The sequence below is a fragment of the Rhodococcus sp. ARC_M12 genome (assembly GCF_022810385.1).
GTDB lineage: Bacteria > Actinomycetota > Actinomycetes > Mycobacteriales > Mycobacteriaceae > Rhodococcoides > Rhodococcoides navarretei.
On the sequence record NZ_JALGQI010000001.1, the window covers coordinates 288,926 to 306,681 of the forward strand.

A 17,756-nucleotide genomic window follows, 5' to 3' on the forward strand; every position below is an offset into this window, starting at 1 on the left:
AGGATCGACCTGGGCTTTCACACTGCCCTGTGGAGAACTACTTCCCTGTGGATGGATCGTGTCGCTGGAGCAGTTGCGAACCGATCCGTGTCGGTTCCGTCTGGTACGGCCGCGTCAGCTCTGGCCGACCTTCTGTACGGCCGCGGTGAACAGTTCGTCGAGGGTCATCGCATCGGGCGTGCCCGAGCCGAAGGACATGAATGTGGCCGAGACTCGAACGTCGTCGATCTGGGCCATCAATGTCAGCATCGACTGGGTGACGGCGTCGCCCCCTGCCCCCGATGTGACGGTCTGCCGGACGGCCAACGTGTCGTCCGCGTCGATGGGCGGCGCGGGTGTCAGCGTCGACGTCACCGTCGACGTCGCGCCGGACTTGGTTGCGGTGACCTCGCCGCACTGTTCCAGCTGTTCCTCGCGCGCCGACAGTGGTTCGTCCACTGCGGTCAACTCGATCGAGATGGTCGACCGGCTGTCGTTGTCGGTGCCCACGATCATGGCCGTGCCGGTGGGGCCGAAATCCTGATCGGCAGGCTTGCATCCGGCTGGGCTGACCTCGGCACCGGCCGGAATTCCGCTGAGGTCGGGGGCGGCCTGCGAGATGGCCTGCTGAGGCAACACCAGGGCGTCGTACGGTGCCGGAAAGCTCGACGGGTCTATCAGCAGCGTGTTCAGATCCACGCCGGGCTGTGCCGACGTGCTGGCGGCACCCGGGCTGGGTTCCGGAGTTCCGGTGACGGTGGAGCTGCAGCCGACCAGCACGAGAGCTGCAATCACTGCCGAGGTCGCGGCGATGGGCAGACGGGTTCTATGTGCGGCGGGGCTCACAAGGCGTCCTCTTCAGGTCGGTGGGACGCCGCAGCACACGCTCCGGCGTCCCACCACTGTCTCATTCCGACCACCTCGAACGCGGCAGGCGACCCACCGCGGTGTCGCGAATTCAGCTGCCGCGGGAAATCCACTCCTCGAGGTGCGGTGCTTCGTCGCCGATGCGCGTCCCGTCACCGTGGCCGGTGTTGACTCGGGTGTCGACGGGAAGCGCGAAGAGCCGGTCGCGGATGGACCCGATGATGGTCGGGAAATCCGAGTACGACCGTCCGGTGGCGCCCGGGCCGCCGGAGAACAGGGTGTCGCCGGAGAACAGTTCGCCTGCTTCGGGTAGGTACAGGCAGGTCGATCCGGGTGAATGCCCGGGCGTGTGCAGCGCCAGGATGTCGGTTCCGGCGACGGTGATGCGCTGACCGTCCTCGAGCGTCGAGTGCCCGACTCCCGGGTGCGTCTGTTCCCACAGCATGTCGTCGGCGGGGTGCAGCAGAATCGGCGCGTCGAGGGTCTCCGAGAGTTCGGGTGCCACGGTCACGTGATCGTTGTGTCCGTGGGTGCAGACGATCGCCTTGACGGTCCGGCCGGCAACCGCGTCGACGATCGGGGCCGCGGTGTGGGCGGCGTCGACGATCACCACCTCGTCGTCGTCACCGATCAGCCAGATGTTGTTGTCGACGTCCCACTCGCCGCCGTCGAGGGCGAAGACCCCGGAGGTGACGACGTTCTGGACCCGGAATGTCCCGCTCACAGGATCACCACCGAACGCAGGACGGTGCCCTGATGCATCTTCTCGAACGCGGCTTCGACGTCGTCGAGGGTGATGCGTTCGGTGACGAACTTCTCGAGCGGCAACCGGCCCTGCTGATACAGATCGACCAACTGCGGGAAGTCGCGTTCGGGCAGGCAGTCGCCGTACCAGGACGATTTCAGCGAACCACCGCGGGAGAAGAAGTCGATCAGCGGCATCTCGAGGGTCATCTCCGGGGTCGGAACCCCGACCAGGACCACGGTCCCGGCCAGATCGCGGGCGTAGAACGCCTGCTTCCAGGTCTCCGGGCGCCCGACCGCATCGATGACGACATCGGCACCGAACCCGCCGGTGAGTTCCTGCACGGCCTCGACGGCGTCGACGAGTGAGGAGTCGACGGTGTGGGTGGCTCCGAGTTCGAGGGCCCAGTCGAGTTTTCCTTTGTCGCGGTCGACGGCGATGATCGTCGACGCCCCCGCCAGGCGGGCTCCGGCGATCGCGGCATCACCGACACCACCGCACCCGATCACCGCCACCGAATCTCCGCGCGAGACGTTGCCGGTGTTCATCGCTGCCCCGAGTCCGGCCATGACGCCGCAGCCGAGCAGTCCGACGACCGCGGGATCGGCGTCGGGGTCGACCTTGGTGCACTGGCCTTCGTGGACGAGGGTCTTCTCGGCGAACGCGCCGATCCCCAGTGCCGGGGTCAGTGCGGTGCCGTCGTCGAGGGTCATCTTCTGGGCGGCGTTGTGGGTGTCGAAGCAGTACCACGGGGTGCCGCGCTTGCAGGCCCGGCATTCCCCGCACACCGCGCGCCAGTTCAACACCACGAAGTCGCCGACCTCGACGTGCTCGACGCGATCACCGACCGTCTCGACGATGCCGGCGGCTTCGTGGCCGAGCAGGAACGGGAACTCGTCGTTGATGCCGCCCTCGCGGTAATGCAGATCGGTATGACACACCCCGCACGCCTGGATCTTCACGACGACCTCGTTCGGTCCGGGATCGGGAATGGTGATCGTCTCGATCGAGACGGGCTCGCCCTTGCTCTTGGCGACGACGGCGCGGACCTGCTGCGGCATGAGTTCCTCCACTGAAAATCGTGTGTTGCGTGCTCTGTTCAGCCTCGCACAACGCATCAGCACGTGGCGACATCTGCATGGGTTCGGCGCAGCGAGCCGTGGAGTTCACAAGGTTGTGACCGGCTGGGCACGCAGTCTTTGCGTGCGAGCGGTACCTATGACGAATGTCTGAACCCATGGAGTACGACCTGGTGGTCATCGGCTCCGGCCCCGGCGGCCAGAAGGCGGCCATCGCGGCCGCGAAACTCGGCAAGCGAGTGGCGATCGTGGAGAAGGGCCACATGCTCGGCGGGGTCTGCGTCAACACCGGCACCATTCCGTCCAAGACGCTGCGCGAGGCGGTTCTGTATCTCACGGGGATGAACCAACGTGAGTTGTACGGGGCCAGCTACCGGGTGAAAGCCGACATCACTCCCGCCGACCTGTTGGCGCGAACCCAGCACGTGATCGGCAAGGAGATCGAGGTGGTGCGCTCGCAACTGCTGCGCAACCGCATCGAGTTGATCACCGGCGTCGGCAAGTTCCTCGACGCACACACCATCGTGATCGAAGACGAGTCACGGGGCGAACGCATCACGGTCAAGGCCGCCAACGTGGTGATCGCGACCGGCACCGCACCCGCCCGCCCGGCCGACGTGGCGTTCGACGACTACCGGGTCCTCGACTCCGACGGAATTCTCAATCTCGAGTTCATACCGTCGTCGATGGTCGTCGTCGGGGCCGGTGTCATCGGCATCGAGTACGCCTCGATGTTCGCCGCCCTGGGAACGAAGGTCACCGTCGTCGAGAAGCGTGATTCGATGCTCGACTTCTGCGATCGCGAAATCATCGAGTCGTTGCAGTTCCACCTTCGCGATCTTGCGGTGACGTTCCGATTCGGGGAGGCGGTGACCGCTGTCGACGTCGGCCAGAACGGGACGGTGACGACGCTCGCCAGTGGCAAGCGAATCCCGGCCGAGACGGTGATGTACTCGGCCGGTCGTCAGGGCCTGACCACCGCACTCGAACTCGAGAACGCCGGGCTCGAGGCCGACGCGCGCGGTCGCATCTTCGTCGACGAGCACTTCCAGACCAAGGTCGACCACATCTATGCAGTCGGCGATGTCATCGGATTCCCGGCGTTGGCCGCGACGTCGATGGATCAGGGCAGGCTGGCGGCGTACCACGCGTTCGGCGAGTCCAGCGCCAAACTGACCGACGTTCAGCCCATCGGCATCTACTCCATTCCCGAGGTGTCGTACGTCGGTGCCACGGAAGTAGACCTGACCAAGGGATCGATCCCCTACGAGGTCGGGGTGTCGAGATATCGCGAACTGGCCCGAGGTCAGATCGCAGGCGACTCGTACGGGATGTTGAAGTTGCTCGTCTCCACCGAGGACCGGTCGATACTCGGGGTCCACATCTTCGGTTCGGGTGCGACGGATCTGGTGCACATCGGCCAAGCAGTGATGGGGTGCGGCGGTACCGTCGACTACCTCGTCGATGCCGTGTTCAACTACCCCACGCTGTCCGAGGCCTACAAGGTGGCTGCCCTCGACGTCACCAACAAGATCAGAGCGCTGGCGAACTTCGACCGCTGACCGAGTCCGCGCAGGGTCGAGCGACTGCCGGGGAATGAACGGCGGGTTATCGGTTGTTCTTCTCGGGTAGTGATTCGCCACGTTCGACGTCGGCGCGTGCACGGCGTGAGCAGAGGGTCGGCGTATTCTGGCTCGAATCTCGCGTCGAGGTACCGACGAGTCGATCCGAAAGGGGCCCGGCCATGACCGAACAGTCGAAGATGTACGAGCTGGAGTTTCCGGCACCGCAAATCTTCTCCAACGACGGTGTCGGACCCGTCCTCGTGCACGGTCTGGAGGGCTTCTCCGACGCAGGTCACGCAGTGAAGTTGGCAACGACCCATCTGCGCGAGAGCCTCGAATCCGAGCTGGTCGCATCGTTCGATGTGGACGAGTTGATCGACTACCGGTCACGTCGACCCACGATGACGTTCAAGTCGGATCACTTCTCGGATTACGACGCCCCCGAGTTGAACCTCTACGCAGTCAAGGACCGCACCGGCACCCCGTTCCTGTTGCTCGCAGGGATGGAACCGGATCTGCGGTGGGAGAAGTTCACCACCGCAGTTCGGTTGCTCGCCGAACAGCTGGGAGTGCGGCGCACCATCGGCCTCGGTTCGATCCCGATGGCGATTCCGCATACGCGCCCCCTGGGTGTGACGGCCCACGCCAGCGACAAGGAGCTGGTCAAGGAAGGTAACAGCTGGGCCGGCGACCTGCAGGTACCCGGCAGTGCGTCGTCTCTGCTCGAGCTTCGAATGGCTCAGCACGGACACGAGTCGATGGGCTTCTCGGTGCACGTGCCGCACTACCTCGCCCAGACGGACTACCCGGGAGCGGCCGAAACGCTGCTCGAGAACGTCGGCGAGGCCGCCGAGTTGGACCTGCCGCTCGCGGCACTGGGTGAAGCCGCTGCGCGGGTGCGCGAGCAGGTGAACGAGCACATCACCGGAAACGAAGAAGTTCAGTCCGTGGTGCAGGCGCTCGAGCGCCAGTACGACACGTACGTGGCCGCGCAAGAACAGCAGTCGACGCTGTTGGCCAGTGACGAACCGCTCCCGAGCGGCGACGAACTCGGTGCCGAGTTCGAGCGCTTCTTGGCCGAGCAAGCACAGCTCGACGAAGGCGACGACACAACCGAGCAGTGACTGTGTGAGCGGCCATAGCATTCGACCACGCACGCGGTCATATCCGACAACGCATGCAGATCGAAACATACCTGTAACCGCGAATACGCTCGATGTCGTGCCCTGAGCGCCATCTCGTGCGAGAGTCGTAGCAACACGTACTGCGGTACGTACGTCGACACACTCGTGCACGACGTCGCCGTTCGAAGCTGCCGCGTGCGGCGCACCAGGGAATGTCAGGAGGCGCAGATGACCACCAATCCGCGCAGTCGCAAGCTCCGCCCGGTTCCCGACGAAGAGCCACGGCTGATCTTCCGGACCATTCACGGATACCGGCGGGCATTCCGCATGGCCGGTGAAGGTCCGGTGCTGCTGTTGATCCACGGTATCGGTGACAACTCCGAGACGTGGAACGAAGTCATCCCGCACCTCGCGAAGAACTACACCGTCATCGCTCCTGATCTGCTCGGGCACGGTCGCTCCGACAAACCGCGCGCGGATTACTCCGTTGCCGCGTACGCCAACGGCATGCGTGACCTGCTCTCGGTGCTGGGCATCGAGCACGTCACCGTCGTCGGCCATTCACTCGGCGGCGGCGTCGCCATGCAGTTCGCCTACCAGTTTCCCAACATGGTGGACAGGTTGGCGCTGGTGTCTTCCGGCGGCGTCACCAAGGACGTACACCCCATACTTCGACTGGCCTCGATGCCGTTTCTCAGCGAGGCGGTCAAGCTGCTTCGCCTGCCGGGCGCGATCCCCGCGGTGAAGTTGGCGGGTGGCCTCCTCAGCAAGCTCCACAGCTCTCCCCTGCGGCCCGGTTCGCTTCTGCACGACACTCCCGATCTGATCAGAGTGCTGAGCGAACTCCCGGCGCCGACGACGTACGAGGCATACCTGAGAACCCTGCGCGCCGTCGTCGACTGGCGTGGCCAGGTGGTCACGATGCTCGACCGGTGTTACCTCACCGAAAACCTGCCGGTACTGCTCGTGTGGGGTGATCAGGACTCGGTGATTCCGGTCAGTCACGCGCGCCTGGCCCACTCGGCAATGCCCGGGTCCACGTTGGAGGTGTTCGAGAACTCCGGACATTTCCCGTTCCGGGACGATCCGATGCGCTTCTTGCAGGTCCTGGAGGACTTCATCGATTCGACGCCGTCGCTGACCTACGACGAGGTGCGATGGCGCAACTTGCTCATCACCGGCGTCGGCGAGGACATGATCACCGGAAGCGCCAGTACCCGGCTCGCCGTGCTCGGAGCCATGGGCTCGGACGAACGCAGCGCCACCTGACCGCTCGCGGTGTCGATGCGGGTCCGGCTGTCGATCCCACATAGCCTGTAGAGGTGCTTCTCACCGAACTGATTCCCGACGCCACCGCCGAGCAGTCCGACGGCGTGGACCCGGACGTCCTGTTCGACACCTTCACCACCTGGACCTCCGACCGCGGACTGACCCTGTATCCCGCGCAAGAGGAAGCTCTCATCGAGCTGGTCTCCGGCTCCAACGTCATCCTCGCGACGCCGACCGGATCGGGTAAGTCGATGGTCGCCATCGGAGCTCACTACGCCGCCATGGCCGCGGGCATTCGAAGCTTCTACACTGCGCCGATCAAGGCGCTCGTCAGCGAGAAGTTCTTCGCCCTGTGCGAGATCTTCGGTGCCCAGAACGTCGGCATGATGACCGGCGACGCGTCGGTCAATTCCGGTGCTCCGATCATCTGCGCCACGGCAGAGATCGTCGCCAACCTCGCTCTGCGTCAAGGGGCCGGATCCGACATCGGCCAGGTGATCATGGACGAGTTCCACTACTACTCCGAGCCCGATCGAGGATGGGCCTGGCAGGTGCCGTTGATCGAGCTGCCGCACGCCCAGTTCCTGTTGATGTCTGCGACCCTGGGCGACGTCTCGTTCTTCCGGGACGATCTGACCCGACGCACCGGACGGACGACCACCGTCGTCTCCGGCACCGAACGTCCCGTTCCGCTGATGTTCTCGTATGTCACCACCCCGATCAGCGAGACCATCGAAGAACTGGTGGACACGCACCTTGCACCGGTCTACGTCGTGCATTTCACGCAGGCCGCGGCACTAGAACGAGCCCAGGCGCTGACGAGCGTCAACGTCGCGTCCAAGCAGGAGAAGGCCGAGATAGCCGAGGCCATCGGCAACTTCCGCTTCACCACCGGTTTCGGCAAGACCCTGTCGAGGTTGGTCCGGCACGGAATCGGCGTGCACCACGCCGGCATGCTGCCGAAGTATCGACGGTTGGTGGAGAAACTGGCGCAGGACGGGCTGCTGAAGGTGATCTGCGGAACCGACACCCTCGGGGTGGGTATCAACGTCCCTATTCGCACCGTGCTGTTCACCGGACTGACCAAGTACGACGGCATTCGCACTCGCAAGCTCCGGGCCCGCGAGTTCCATCAGATCGCCGGTCGTGCGGGACGGGCCGGCTACGACACCCTCGGAACCGTCGTGGTCGAGGCCCCCGAACACGACATCGAGAACGCACGTCTGGTGGCCAAGGCCGGCGACGATCCGAAGAAGCTCAAGCGCGTGCAGCGCAAGAAAGCACCCGACGGCTTCGTCTCGTGGGGCGAGCCGACATTCGAGCGGATCATCGCTGCAAGTCCGGAACCGCTCACGTCCCGATTCTCGGTGAGCAACGCCATGCTGCTCAATGTCATTGCGCGGCCGGGCAATTGCTTCCATGCCATGCGCCACCTGCTCGAGGACAATCACGAAACCAGGCCGGCCCAGCGCAAACATATCCTGCGGGCACTCTCGCTCTACCGTGGTCTGGTCGATGCCGGCATCGTCGAGCAACTCGACGAGCCGGACGCCGACGGAAGGCACGCGCGCCTGACCGTGGACCTGCAACCGGACTTCGCCCTCAACCAACCGCTGTCGACGTTCGCGGTTGCATCTTTCGATCTGCTCGACGCCGAATCGCCGACGCATGCGCTCGACGTGGTGTCGATCATCGAATCGACACTGGACGATCCTCGCCAGATCCTGATGGCACAGCAGCACGCTGCGCGCGGCGAAGCGGTGTCGCAGATGAAGGCCGACGGCATCGAGTACGACGAGAGAATGGAGCTGCTGGAGGAGGTCACGTGGCCGAAACCTCTTGCCGAGCTGCTGGTTCCGGCGTTCGAGATCTATCGTGGCACTCATCCGTGGCTTTCCGAGGTCGGCCTCTCCCCCAAGTCCGTGGTACGCGACATGGTCGAACGCGCGATGACCTTCGCCGAATTGATCAGCCACTACGGTCTGATGCGGTCGGAGGGACTGGTCCTGCGGTATCTCGCCGACGCCTATCGCACACTGCGCCAGACGGTTCCGCCGGAGTCTCGAACCGAAGAGGTACAGGACATCACCGAGTGGCTTGGCGAACTCGTCCGGCAGGTGGATTCGAGCTTGCTCGACGAGTGGGAGAACCTGACCGATCCCGGTGCCGAGCCGGAAGCGCTCGTCGAGGCGTACGGGTCCGATGTGCCGCGTCCGATCTCGGCCAACCCGCGGGCCTTCCGAATTCTTGCGCGCAATGCGATCTTCCGCCGAGTCGATCTGGCGGCGCGTCGACAGTGGAATACCCTCGACGACCTCGACGACGGGCCCGACTGGGAGACGGAACTCGAACCGTTCTTCGCCGAGTACGGCTCGATCGGAACCGGCCCATCGGCCCGGGGCCCCGCGTTGTTCACCCTGAACGTCGGTGCGGACTCCACCACGGTGCGTCAGGTCTTGGAGGATCCGGACGGCGACCACGGCTGGTCGTTCGACGCCGTCGTCGATGTCCCCGAGTCCGACGCCGCCGGCGAGATCGTGTTCGACGAGATCGTGATCACGCCCGGCTGAGATCGGTTGCGCAGTCGGCACACATCGCGGCGGGCCTTCGTTCGTCATTTGGTACCGTCCGGGCATGGCTACCGACGTGTCCGTCGTCCGAGTGTTCACCGATGACAACGGCAGGTTCGGTAACCCACTGGGTATCGTTGCCGCGGACGCCGTCGACGAGGCGGACAGACAGCAGTTCGCCACCGAGCTCGGCTACAGCGAGACGGTGTTCGTCGATCGCACCGAGTCGGGTACGGCCTCCGCGACCATCTACACGCCCGCCGTGGAACTCCCCTTCGCCGGGCATCCCACCGTCGGACTCTCGTGGTGGCTTCGCGACCAGGGACATCCGGTCGGTGTGCTCGTCGTCCCTGCCGCACCGTTGACCATCCGCTACGACGACGAGCACACCTGGGTTCGCGCCCGAGCCGACTGGACTCCGCACTTCACCTTCCATCAGGTCAACGATGCGGCCGAGGTGGCAGCAGCCGTTCCGAGTGCGTACGACAGCGGGCACCACTACGTCTGGGCCTGGACCGACGAAGCGCACGGTGCGCTGCGGTCACGCATGTTTGCTCCGATGATGGGCATTGCCGAGGACGAAGCAACCGGTGCCGCCGCCGTTCGGCTCACCAGCGAGCTCGGCCGGGGCCTGAACATCGTGCAGGGAGCCGGGTCTCGGTTGCGCACCACCATCGACGACGACGGTTGGGTGGAACTGGGCGGACGCACCGCGGCGGACGCGTCGATCAGCGTGTGACGGGCACGTCGACTTCGATTTCCTCGCCCAGGCGAACGCCCGCGGCGAGCGGAAGTCGGTCGCCGCTCCAGAACTTGCCCGGATCGAACCAGTTCGCTTTCTTGTTGCCGGTGAGCAGACCCATCGAGTCGTAGGTCATGGCGACCACTTCTGCGCAGTAGGCAGTTTCGAGAGCAGCGCCCTCGCGTTCTCTTCGACGCAGCGTCGGTACTCGTCCGCGAAACCAGCGACCTGCGAGTGCGGCAGTGGTCGGAAACGCCGTGCCGTCCAGGCGGGCTATGGTGCGCAGCAGGGCGTCCTCCTGCTCCTTCGTCACAGACTCGTCCAATTGCCGCAGCCAACAACGTTGTTCGTACTTCGTGGCCCATTGGGTGACGGCCGCGCGCAGGTCGTGGAGCTGCACCCCGCGTTGAAAATTGCCGGTCCACATGTCCTGCAACGATTTTCCCAGTTCGGCGTGCCACATCAGCGGCGGCAGGTCGTCGATCACGACGGCCATTCCGACGTGATTGACGGGACTGTTGGTCAGTGCCTGGATTGCGCGATCGGCGTTCGACTGTCCGCGGAAGATCCAGATGTCGCCCGTTCTGGTGGCATCGACTGCGGTGTCGAGGCCGATTCGCGACGGATTCATGGTCCTCACCCTAGATCTCGTGACGGTACGGTGGCCGGATGAACGTGTGGAAGGCTCTCGGTCTCGCAGGAATGGTCGGTGTCGCGGCCAGCGGGGCTTTGGTGGTTCGATCCGAGCGCAAACGCCGTGCCTACGCGCCGGACGAAGTGCGTGATCAGCTGCAACAGCGGTTCGCTGCCGTCTCAGAGGAACCGCGTCCTGCAGTTGCTCCCCCGCTCTCACGGGGGAAGCAACTGATCGGCAAGCTTCGGTTCAGCCGAGAGCGCTGAGGATACGCGCGGCGAGCTCTTCGATCTCGGCGTCCGTCATGACGAAGGCGGGCGAGATCTGCATCGCACCCTGACCGGCGGCGCGGCTTGAAACACCGTGTGCTCGAAGCGTTTTGACGAACGGCAAGGCCTCGGCCGGGTCGGCGAGCTGGACGGCGGCCACCGCACCGATCCCGCTGCGGATCTCCGCGACTCGTTCGTGTGCGGCCAACGGCGCGAGGTGGGTGTGCAGCGCCGCCTCGATGCGCGTGGAGTGGGTCAGCAACTCCTCCCGCTCGATGATGTCGAGGTTGGCCATTGCCGCCGCAGCCGCTCCGGCATGGCCACCGTAGGTGTACCCGTGCCGCCACCACACCCCGCCTGCGAAGAACGGCTCGGCGATCGTCGGGGCGATGAACACCGCGCCCATGGGTACGTACCCCGACGTCAGCCCCTTGGCGGTCGTCATCAGATCGGGTTCGAGCTCGAATCGGGTGGAGGCGAACCAGCTCCCGCCGATCCGGCCGAATCCGGTGACGACTTCGTCTGCAACGAACAAGACGTCGTTGTCACGGCAGATCTGCCGTACCTCGCGCAGGTATCCCTCGGGCGGCAAGTAGATTCCACCCGCACCGATCACCGGCTCACAGAAGAAGGCGGCGACGTTCTCGGCACCGACCTCCTCGATCAACGCCAGCAGTGACTTCGCGTCGTCCCACGCCACCGTTCGGGCGTCGGACATGAGGTCGCCGTAATGCTCCTTGTTCACCGGAATGCCGGCGAGCGCCGTACCGGCAACATGCATCCCGTGGTACGCCTTCTGCCGACCGACGATCAGCTTCTTGCTCGGTCGCCCCATCTCTACCCAATAGCGCCGTGCGAGTTTCGCTGCGGTGTCGATCGAGTCCGAGCCGCCGGAGGTGAAGAAGATCTTGCTTCCCGGTACCGGGGCGATGGCGGCAAGGCGATCGGCGAGCGCGAGGGTGGTCTCGGGTACGAAGTCACCGAAATTGGAGTAATGGGCGATCGAGCTCAGCTGCGTCGCAACGGCGTCGGCGATCTCGCGCCGGCCGTGGCCGACGTTGGTGAACCACAGACCCGCGGTGGCGTCGAGGTACTCGGTGCCCGCGTTGTCGTAGATGTAGGCACCCTCACCGCGAGAGACGACGAACGGGCCGTTGGCCGTCACGCTGCCCATATCGGCGAAGCCGTGCCAGAGCGCGGACGAGTGTGCGGTGGCGGTCCGATCGGCTGCTGGATCCAGGTCAGAAGACATGCGGTACACAGTAGTCACGTGGATGTAGCCGATTCCGATCCGTACCTCCACCGTCCGGCGATCCGCCCGAGTGCACCCACCGCCAGAGCCATCAACGCGAAGGCGACGGTGAGAACGATCAGGCCGATTGTCAGCGCGAGGTAGCCCTGGACGCGAGGGTCGAGGAACGGGTAGGGATACCAGTCGACAACAGGTCCTCGGATCAGCGTGTAGATCCCGTAGAGAAACGGAAACAGCAACCACATCAGGCTGCGCGACTCCGGAATCTGCCGCCGCGGTGGTGCGAGGATCCAGTCGATCAGCAGGACGACGGGCATGATGCGATGCACCACGTTGTTCGTCCACGGATCCGCCACGCCCACATCGATGTTCGCGAGCAGTACGGCATAGATGATTCCGGTGATGACCATGTACAGGGTGACGGCACCACGAATGAGCTGCCAGGGCACTGCTCGTGGATCGACGACACCGCCGACCGTCAACACCAGCACCGTCAGCACGTTGCTCATGACGGTGAAGTAGCTGAAATAGTTGGCCAGCGAGAACGTCGGGGAAGCGAGACCGTCCACGACGATCGAGATCAGTGCCGAGGCGGTGAGCGCCGCGAACAGCACGCGCAGCGTCCTGATCGGTACGGGAGTGCGCGCCGGGACAGTCACATCCTGCGAGATGCTCATGTGGCGATCCTGGCACAGTCACGGCCTGCATTCGATGACACTGCCGAAACGGATATCCTGGTTCGAGTATGTCTACCTCGAATCCGTCCGTTCAGCGTCGCGCTCTCGCCACACGTCTGGCCCAGGTCACCATCCGCGACGAGAACCGGCTGCGGCGGCGTCTGGACAAGGCCCGCACCGACGACGCATTCGCCGCTCTCGACCGCGACATCACCCGCGCCGAAACCGTGGTCGCCAATCGCCGGGCCGCGGTCCCCACTCTCGAGTTTCCCGAGTCACTTCCGGTCAGTCTTCGCAAGGACGACATCGCCGCGGCCATCGCCGAACACCAGGTGGTGATCGTCGCCGGTGAGACCGGATCCGGCAAGACCACCCAGATTCCCAAGATCTGCCTCGAACTGGGGCGCGGGATCCGGGGCTCGATCGGTCACACGCAACCCCGTCGGCTCGCCGCGCGCACCGTGGCCGAACGCATCGCCGAGGAGGTGGGCGAACCACTGGGGGAATCCATCGGCTACAAGGTGAGATTTACCGACCAATCCTCGGATGCGACTCTCGTCAAGCTGATGACCGACGGCATCCTGCTGGCGGAGATCCAGCGAGACAGATTGCTGCGCCAGTACGACACCCTGATCATCGACGAGGCGCACGAGCGCAGCCTCAACATCGACTTCATCCTGGGCTACCTCGCGCAGCTACTCCCCCGGCGTCCCGACCTGAAGATCGTCATCACCTCGGCGACGATCGATCCCGAACGATTCGCCCAGCACTTCGCACGAGATGGGGTGCCCGCGCCCATCATCGAGGTCTCCGGCCGCACGTTCCCGGTCGAAATGCGCTATCGGCCACTGACCGTCGACGCCGGGGACACCACGATCGATCTCGACCCCGTCGATGCGACCTGCCAGGCCGTCGACGAGCTGATGGCCGAGGGCGACGGGGACATTCTGGTGTTCCTGTCCGGTGAACGCGAGATTCGCGACACCGCCGACGCGTTGAACGACCGCAATCTCCGCAACACCGAGATCGTTCCGCTCTACGCGAGGCTCTCTGCCGCCGAACAGCATCGAGTGTTCTCACCGCACTCGGGCCGACGCGTGGTGCTGTCGACCAACGTCGCGGAGACCTCGTTGACAGTCCCCGGCATCCGCTACGTGGTGGACCCCGGCACCGCCCGCATCTCGCGATATTCGTTGCGCACCAAGGTGCAACGACTCCCCATCGAACCGATCTCGCAGGCGTCGGCGCGGCAACGCGCCGGCCGCTGTGGCCGCGTCGCCGATGGCATCTGCATCCGCCTGTACTCGGAAGAAGATTTCGAGTCGCGTCCGCAGTTCACCGAGCCGGAGATTCTGCGTACCAACCTGGCATCGGTGATCCTGCAGATGACCGCACTCGGGCTCGGGAAGATCGACGCGTTCCCGTTCGTCGAACCGCCCGATCCGCGCAGCATCCGGGACGGCATCGGACTGCTCGAGGAACTCGGGGCGCTGAAGCCTGCCACCAAGGACGGCACCGCGGAGCTGACCCCCATCGGCCGGGAACTCTCGGCACTACCGGTCGATCCTCGGATGGCGCGGATGCTCGTCGAGGCCAACGGCAACGGCTCTCTTCGCGATGCGCTGGTGGTCGTGGCGGCCCTGTCGATTCAGGACGTTCGGGAGCGTCCCGCCGAGCATCAGCAGGCGGCGGACGAGAAGCATGCGCGTTTCGCGGTGGAGAACTCCGATTTCCTCGCGTACGTCAAGCTGTGGACCTACTTGCGCGAGCAGCGGAACGAGTTGTCCTCCAATCAGTTCCGACGCATGTGCCGCACCGAGTTCCTGCACTATCTACGTATTCGCGAGTGGCAGGATCTGCACGGCCAACTGCGTCAGATCACCCGTGGGCTCGGGTGGACGGTGCCCGACGCCGACTCCACCGAGACCGCCCTGCATCAGTCGTTACTGTCCGGGTTGCTCTCGCACGTCGGGCTCAGGGAGGGTGACAAGCGCGAGTTCCTCGGCGCACGTGGGGCGCACTTCGCGATCTTCCCCGGATCGGGTCTGTTCAAGAAGCCCCCGCGCTGGGTGATGGCCGCCGAACTGGTCGAGACCGGACGCCTGTGGGGCCGGATGGCAGCTCGCATCGAGCCGGAGTGGGCCGAGCGGTTGGCACCGCATCTGGTCAAGAAGACGTACTCGGAACCACACTGGTCCATCAAGCGAGAATCGGCGATGGCCTACGAACGGGTGACGCTGTACGGCATTCCGCTGGTGACGCAACGCCCGGTGAACTATCACCGCATCGATGCAGAGGCGTCCCGCGAACTGTTCATCAGACATGCGCTGGTGGAGGGTGAATGGAAGACCCAGCACGCGTTCTTCCACAAGAACAGGGCTCTGCTCGACGACGTAGGCGAACTCGAACATCGAGCGCGGCGACGAGACATCGTGGTCGACGACGACGCTCTCTTCGACTTCTACGACGCACGCATCGCCCCGGAAGCGGTGTCGGCGAGGCACTTCGACACCTGGTGGAAGAAGGCACGCCGGCAGGATCAGCACCTGCTCGACTTCACCACCGACACCGTCGTCAACGCCGACGCGGCCTCGGTACTGACCGGCGCGTATCCCGACGCGTGGCGACAGGGCGAGATTCAGTTCCCACTGACGTACCAATTCGAGCCGGGTACCGCCGCCGACGGAGTCACCGCACGAATTCCGATCGCACTGCTCGCCCAGGTACAACCGGTGGGATTCGACTGGCTGGTTCCGGGGATGCGCGTCGAGTTGGTGACCTCGTTGATCAAGACACTGCCGAAGGCGCTCCGTCGCAACGTCGTTCCGGCACCCGACTTCGCCGCCGCGGCACTGGCGGTCATGAAGCCGCGAGCGGAAACACTGGTGACGGCCTTGGCACGCGAGTTGTCGCGGGCCGCGCAGTGCCACATCACGGCGAAGGACTTCGATACCGCGGCCCTGCCCGAGCACCTGAAGATGACCTTCACGGCCGTCGACCCGTCAGGAAAGGTGTTGGGCAGCAACAAGGATCTGATCGCTCTGCGCACGAGCCTCTCCGGAGAGGTGGGTCGTCAGGTCGCGAGCGCGGTCGGCGATGCAGAGCGCGCGCCGTCACTGGCCTGGACCTCGGGCACGTTGGGACGATTGGAGTCGACCGTCACCCGGGAGGTCGGCGGTCAGAAGGTCACCGGCTACCCCGCGTTGGTATCCGAGGGACCGGGCGTTGCGGTTCGAGTCCTCAGCACCCCCGCCCAGCAGCGCGCAGCAATGCGCTCGGGCACCAGAACTCTGCTGTTGTCGACGGCACCGAAGGGCACCAAAGCCCTGCTGGCCGGTCTGCCCACCGCGGAACGCCTTGCCCTCGGCCAGAATCCGTACGGCGGCGTCGATGCGCTCCTCGAGGAATGCCGAGTACTCGCGGTAGAGGAAGCTATGGATGCGCACGGTGGGCCCGTCCGAGATCCGGATGCCTTCGAGAAGTTGAGGGCACTCGTCAACGCCGAGGTTCCTCGGCGCACTGCCGCGGTGTTGGCCCTGGTGCGCCCCGTGCTGACGGCAGCTCTCGCGCTGTCGGCGCAGCTACAGGCGTCCTCGGGTGAACCCGCAGAGGATGTTCGAGAACAGCTCGACGGCTTGGTCTTTCGCGGGTTCGTCACCGAATTCGGTTCTCGCAGACTGGCAGACCTCCCGCGCTATCTCGCTGCGGCGACCAAGCGGTTGGCTACGCTGCCGAGCAGTGCTGGTCGGGATGCGGCGGCGATGGATGTACTCGATCGGGTGTACGCCTCGTACGGACGACTGCTGGATTCGCTCCCGGAGAGCAGAAAGAACAGTTCCGGCGTGCAGGAACTGTTCTGGATGATCGAGGAATTGCGCGTCGGGCTGTTCGCTCAAGGGATCCGTACGGCGTATCCGGTGTCGGAGAAGCGCGTCGCGAAGGCGATCTCGGATCAGAATCGATGACGCGCGGGGCTGTCAGTCGACGTCGGCGGACTCGCGATGCTTGCGGAGTTCGTGGATCTCTTTCTCGAAGTCCTCGGCCGAGCTGAACGAGCGGTAGACGGAGGCGAAGCGCAGGTAGGCCACTTCATCGAGATCGCGGAGCGGACCGAGAATGGCCAACCCCACTTCGTTGCTGGGAATCTCGGCGGAACCTGCTGCGCGGATGGCGTCTTCCACCTGCTGAGCCAAGAGATTCAATGCGTCGTTGTCGACGTCCCTTCCCTGGCAGGCGCGCCTAACGCCTTTGACCACTTTTTCGCGGCTGAACGGCTCGGTCACACCGCTGCGCTTCACGACGGCCAGCACTGCGGCCTCGACCGTGGTGAATCGACGACCGCACTCCGGACAGGAGCGACGCCGCCGGATTGCCTGCCCCTCGTCCATCTCACGCGAGTCGACCACGCGCGAGTCGGGGTGCCTGCAGAACGGGCAATGCATGAGGGAGCCTCCGTCGTATCCAACGCTCCGATGACGAGCACGCGCATCGGAGCAGTCAGTCGAGGATACTCAGTGCTGCTGGGCACGATGGGGCCGGTGGTCATCTGCCCGTTGTGTACTCGACGACCGCTCCGTCGTGTACTTCGACCACACCGGCCGGCCCCACGCCTGCGTCGGGTGCAGCGGCCCGTAGGTTCGCGATGCCGATCAGGCCGCCTGCGACGACCACAACCGCCAACATCCACAACATCAGCGATCGCATTCGGACCGGCTGACCGGCGAAGTGCGCCGAGGTCTCGTCGAACTCGCGATCGGCGGCCTCACGATCGGTGACGTCGGTCCAGGACGGCTCCAGAACCGGCAGGCACGGAGTCGTCAGCGCACCGCGCATCTCCATGGAACTCCGCAGCGCGGGACGAGCACGGCGACGACGCTCGACGACAGCGGACCGGGTACGGACACCTGCGGTGGTGGGGCGATCGGTGGTGATGGTCATCGGAACCTCGTCTTCGCTCGGTGGATCGATTGTTCGATCAGGCGTT

15 protein-coding genes are annotated in these 17,756 nt (G+C 64.9%); 7 read left to right on the forward strand and 8 right to left on the reverse strand.

All coding sequences use genetic code 11. From position 1 onward, the window contains the following. Window positions 1-114: 114 nt before the first annotated feature. The 3 genes from MTX35_RS01320 to MTX35_RS01330 form a co-directional block, all read right to left on the reverse strand. Window positions 115-825 (reverse strand): DUF5642 family protein, encoded by a 711-nt coding sequence (locus MTX35_RS01320; RefSeq protein ID WP_243593222.1) that lies wholly within the window; start codon window positions 823-825, stop codon window positions 115-117. Window positions 826-937: 112 nt separating this feature from the next. Next, a complete protein-coding gene (locus MTX35_RS01325; RefSeq protein WP_243593223.1) occupies window positions 938-1,570 on the reverse strand; it encodes an MBL fold metallo-hydrolase in 633 nt (210 codons plus the stop codon). After that, on the reverse strand, window positions 1,567-2,652 hold the full coding sequence (locus tag MTX35_RS01330) for an S-(hydroxymethyl)mycothiol dehydrogenase (protein WP_243593224.1): 1,086 nt from the start codon (window positions 2,650-2,652) through the stop codon (window positions 1,567-1,569). Before MTX35_RS01330 ends, MTX35_RS01325 begins: the two co-directional genes overlap by 4 nt. 164 nt (window positions 2,653-2,816) lie before the next feature. On the opposite strand from MTX35_RS01330, the gene sthA reads away from it, so the two are divergent. The 5 genes from sthA (at window position 2,817) to MTX35_RS01355 (ending at window position 9,937) form a co-directional block, all read left to right on the forward strand. Further along, entirely contained in the window at window positions 2,817-4,232 is a 1,416-nt protein-coding gene (gene sthA, locus MTX35_RS01335) for a Si-specific NAD(P)(+) transhydrogenase (RefSeq protein ID WP_243593225.1), read from the forward strand. A gap of 182 nt (window positions 4,233-4,414) precedes the next feature. Continuing rightward, the gene (locus tag MTX35_RS01340; protein WP_243593226.1) at window positions 4,415-5,359 is read left to right on the forward strand and encodes a proteasome assembly chaperone family protein; all 945 of its coding nucleotides are present in this window, start codon (window positions 4,415-4,417) and stop codon (window positions 5,357-5,359) included. 228 nt (window positions 5,360-5,587) lie between these two features. Next, a complete protein-coding gene (locus MTX35_RS01345; protein ID WP_243593227.1) occupies window positions 5,588-6,628 on the forward strand; it encodes an alpha/beta fold hydrolase in 1,041 nt (346 codons plus the stop codon). Between the two features lie 53 nt (window positions 6,629-6,681). Next, on the forward strand, window positions 6,682-9,198 hold the full coding sequence (locus tag MTX35_RS01350; RefSeq protein ID WP_243593228.1) for an RNA helicase: 2,517 nt from the start codon (window positions 6,682-6,684) through the stop codon (window positions 9,196-9,198). Between the two features lie 64 nt (window positions 9,199-9,262). Beyond that, window positions 9,263-9,937: a PhzF family phenazine biosynthesis protein gene (locus MTX35_RS01355; protein WP_243593229.1), complete on the forward strand. Its 675-nt coding sequence runs from the start codon at window positions 9,263-9,265 to the stop codon at window positions 9,935-9,937. Here the strand turns inward: MTX35_RS01355 and MTX35_RS01360 are convergent. After that, on the reverse strand, window positions 9,927-10,571 hold the full coding sequence (locus MTX35_RS01360; protein WP_243593230.1) for a hypothetical protein: 645 nt from the start codon (window positions 10,569-10,571) through the stop codon (window positions 9,927-9,929). The two genes, MTX35_RS01355 and MTX35_RS01360, sit on opposite strands and share 11 nt — an antisense overlap. Before the next feature lie 38 nt (window positions 10,572-10,609). On the opposite strand from MTX35_RS01360, the gene MTX35_RS01365 reads away from it, so the two are divergent. After that, window positions 10,610-10,840: a hypothetical protein gene (locus MTX35_RS01365; RefSeq protein ID WP_243593231.1), complete on the forward strand. Its 231-nt coding sequence runs from the start codon at window positions 10,610-10,612 to the stop codon at window positions 10,838-10,840. Here the strand turns inward: MTX35_RS01365 and MTX35_RS01370 are convergent. After that, entirely contained in the window at window positions 10,824-12,095 is a 1,272-nt protein-coding gene (locus MTX35_RS01370; RefSeq protein WP_243593232.1) for an aspartate aminotransferase family protein, read from the reverse strand. The genes MTX35_RS01365 and MTX35_RS01370 overlap by 17 nt on opposite strands. Before the next feature lie 14 nt (window positions 12,096-12,109). Next, window positions 12,110-12,772, reverse strand: coding sequence for a Pr6Pr family membrane protein (locus MTX35_RS01375; protein ID WP_243593233.1), 663 nt, complete (start codon window positions 12,770-12,772; stop codon window positions 12,110-12,112). Between the two features lie 68 nt (window positions 12,773-12,840). On the opposite strand from MTX35_RS01375, the gene hrpA reads away from it, so the two are divergent. Further along, window positions 12,841-16,737 (forward strand): ATP-dependent RNA helicase HrpA, encoded by a 3,897-nt coding sequence (gene hrpA, locus MTX35_RS01380; RefSeq protein ID WP_243593234.1) that lies wholly within the window; start codon window positions 12,841-12,843, stop codon window positions 16,735-16,737. 12 nt (window positions 16,738-16,749) lie between these two features. Here hrpA and nrdR read toward each other — a convergent pair whose 3' ends face one another. Next, window positions 16,750-17,214 carry a transcriptional regulator NrdR gene (gene nrdR, locus MTX35_RS01385; RefSeq protein ID WP_243593235.1) on the reverse strand — a complete coding sequence of 155 codons (465 nt, stop codon included), beginning with the start codon at window positions 17,212-17,214 and terminating at the stop codon, window positions 16,750-16,752. A gap of 100 nt (window positions 17,215-17,314) precedes the next feature. Further along, complete coding sequence (locus tag MTX35_RS01390; RefSeq protein WP_243593236.1) at window positions 17,315-17,710, reverse strand: hypothetical protein; 396 nt, start codon at window positions 17,708-17,710, stop codon at window positions 17,315-17,317. Window positions 17,711-17,756: the final 46 nt, after the last annotated feature.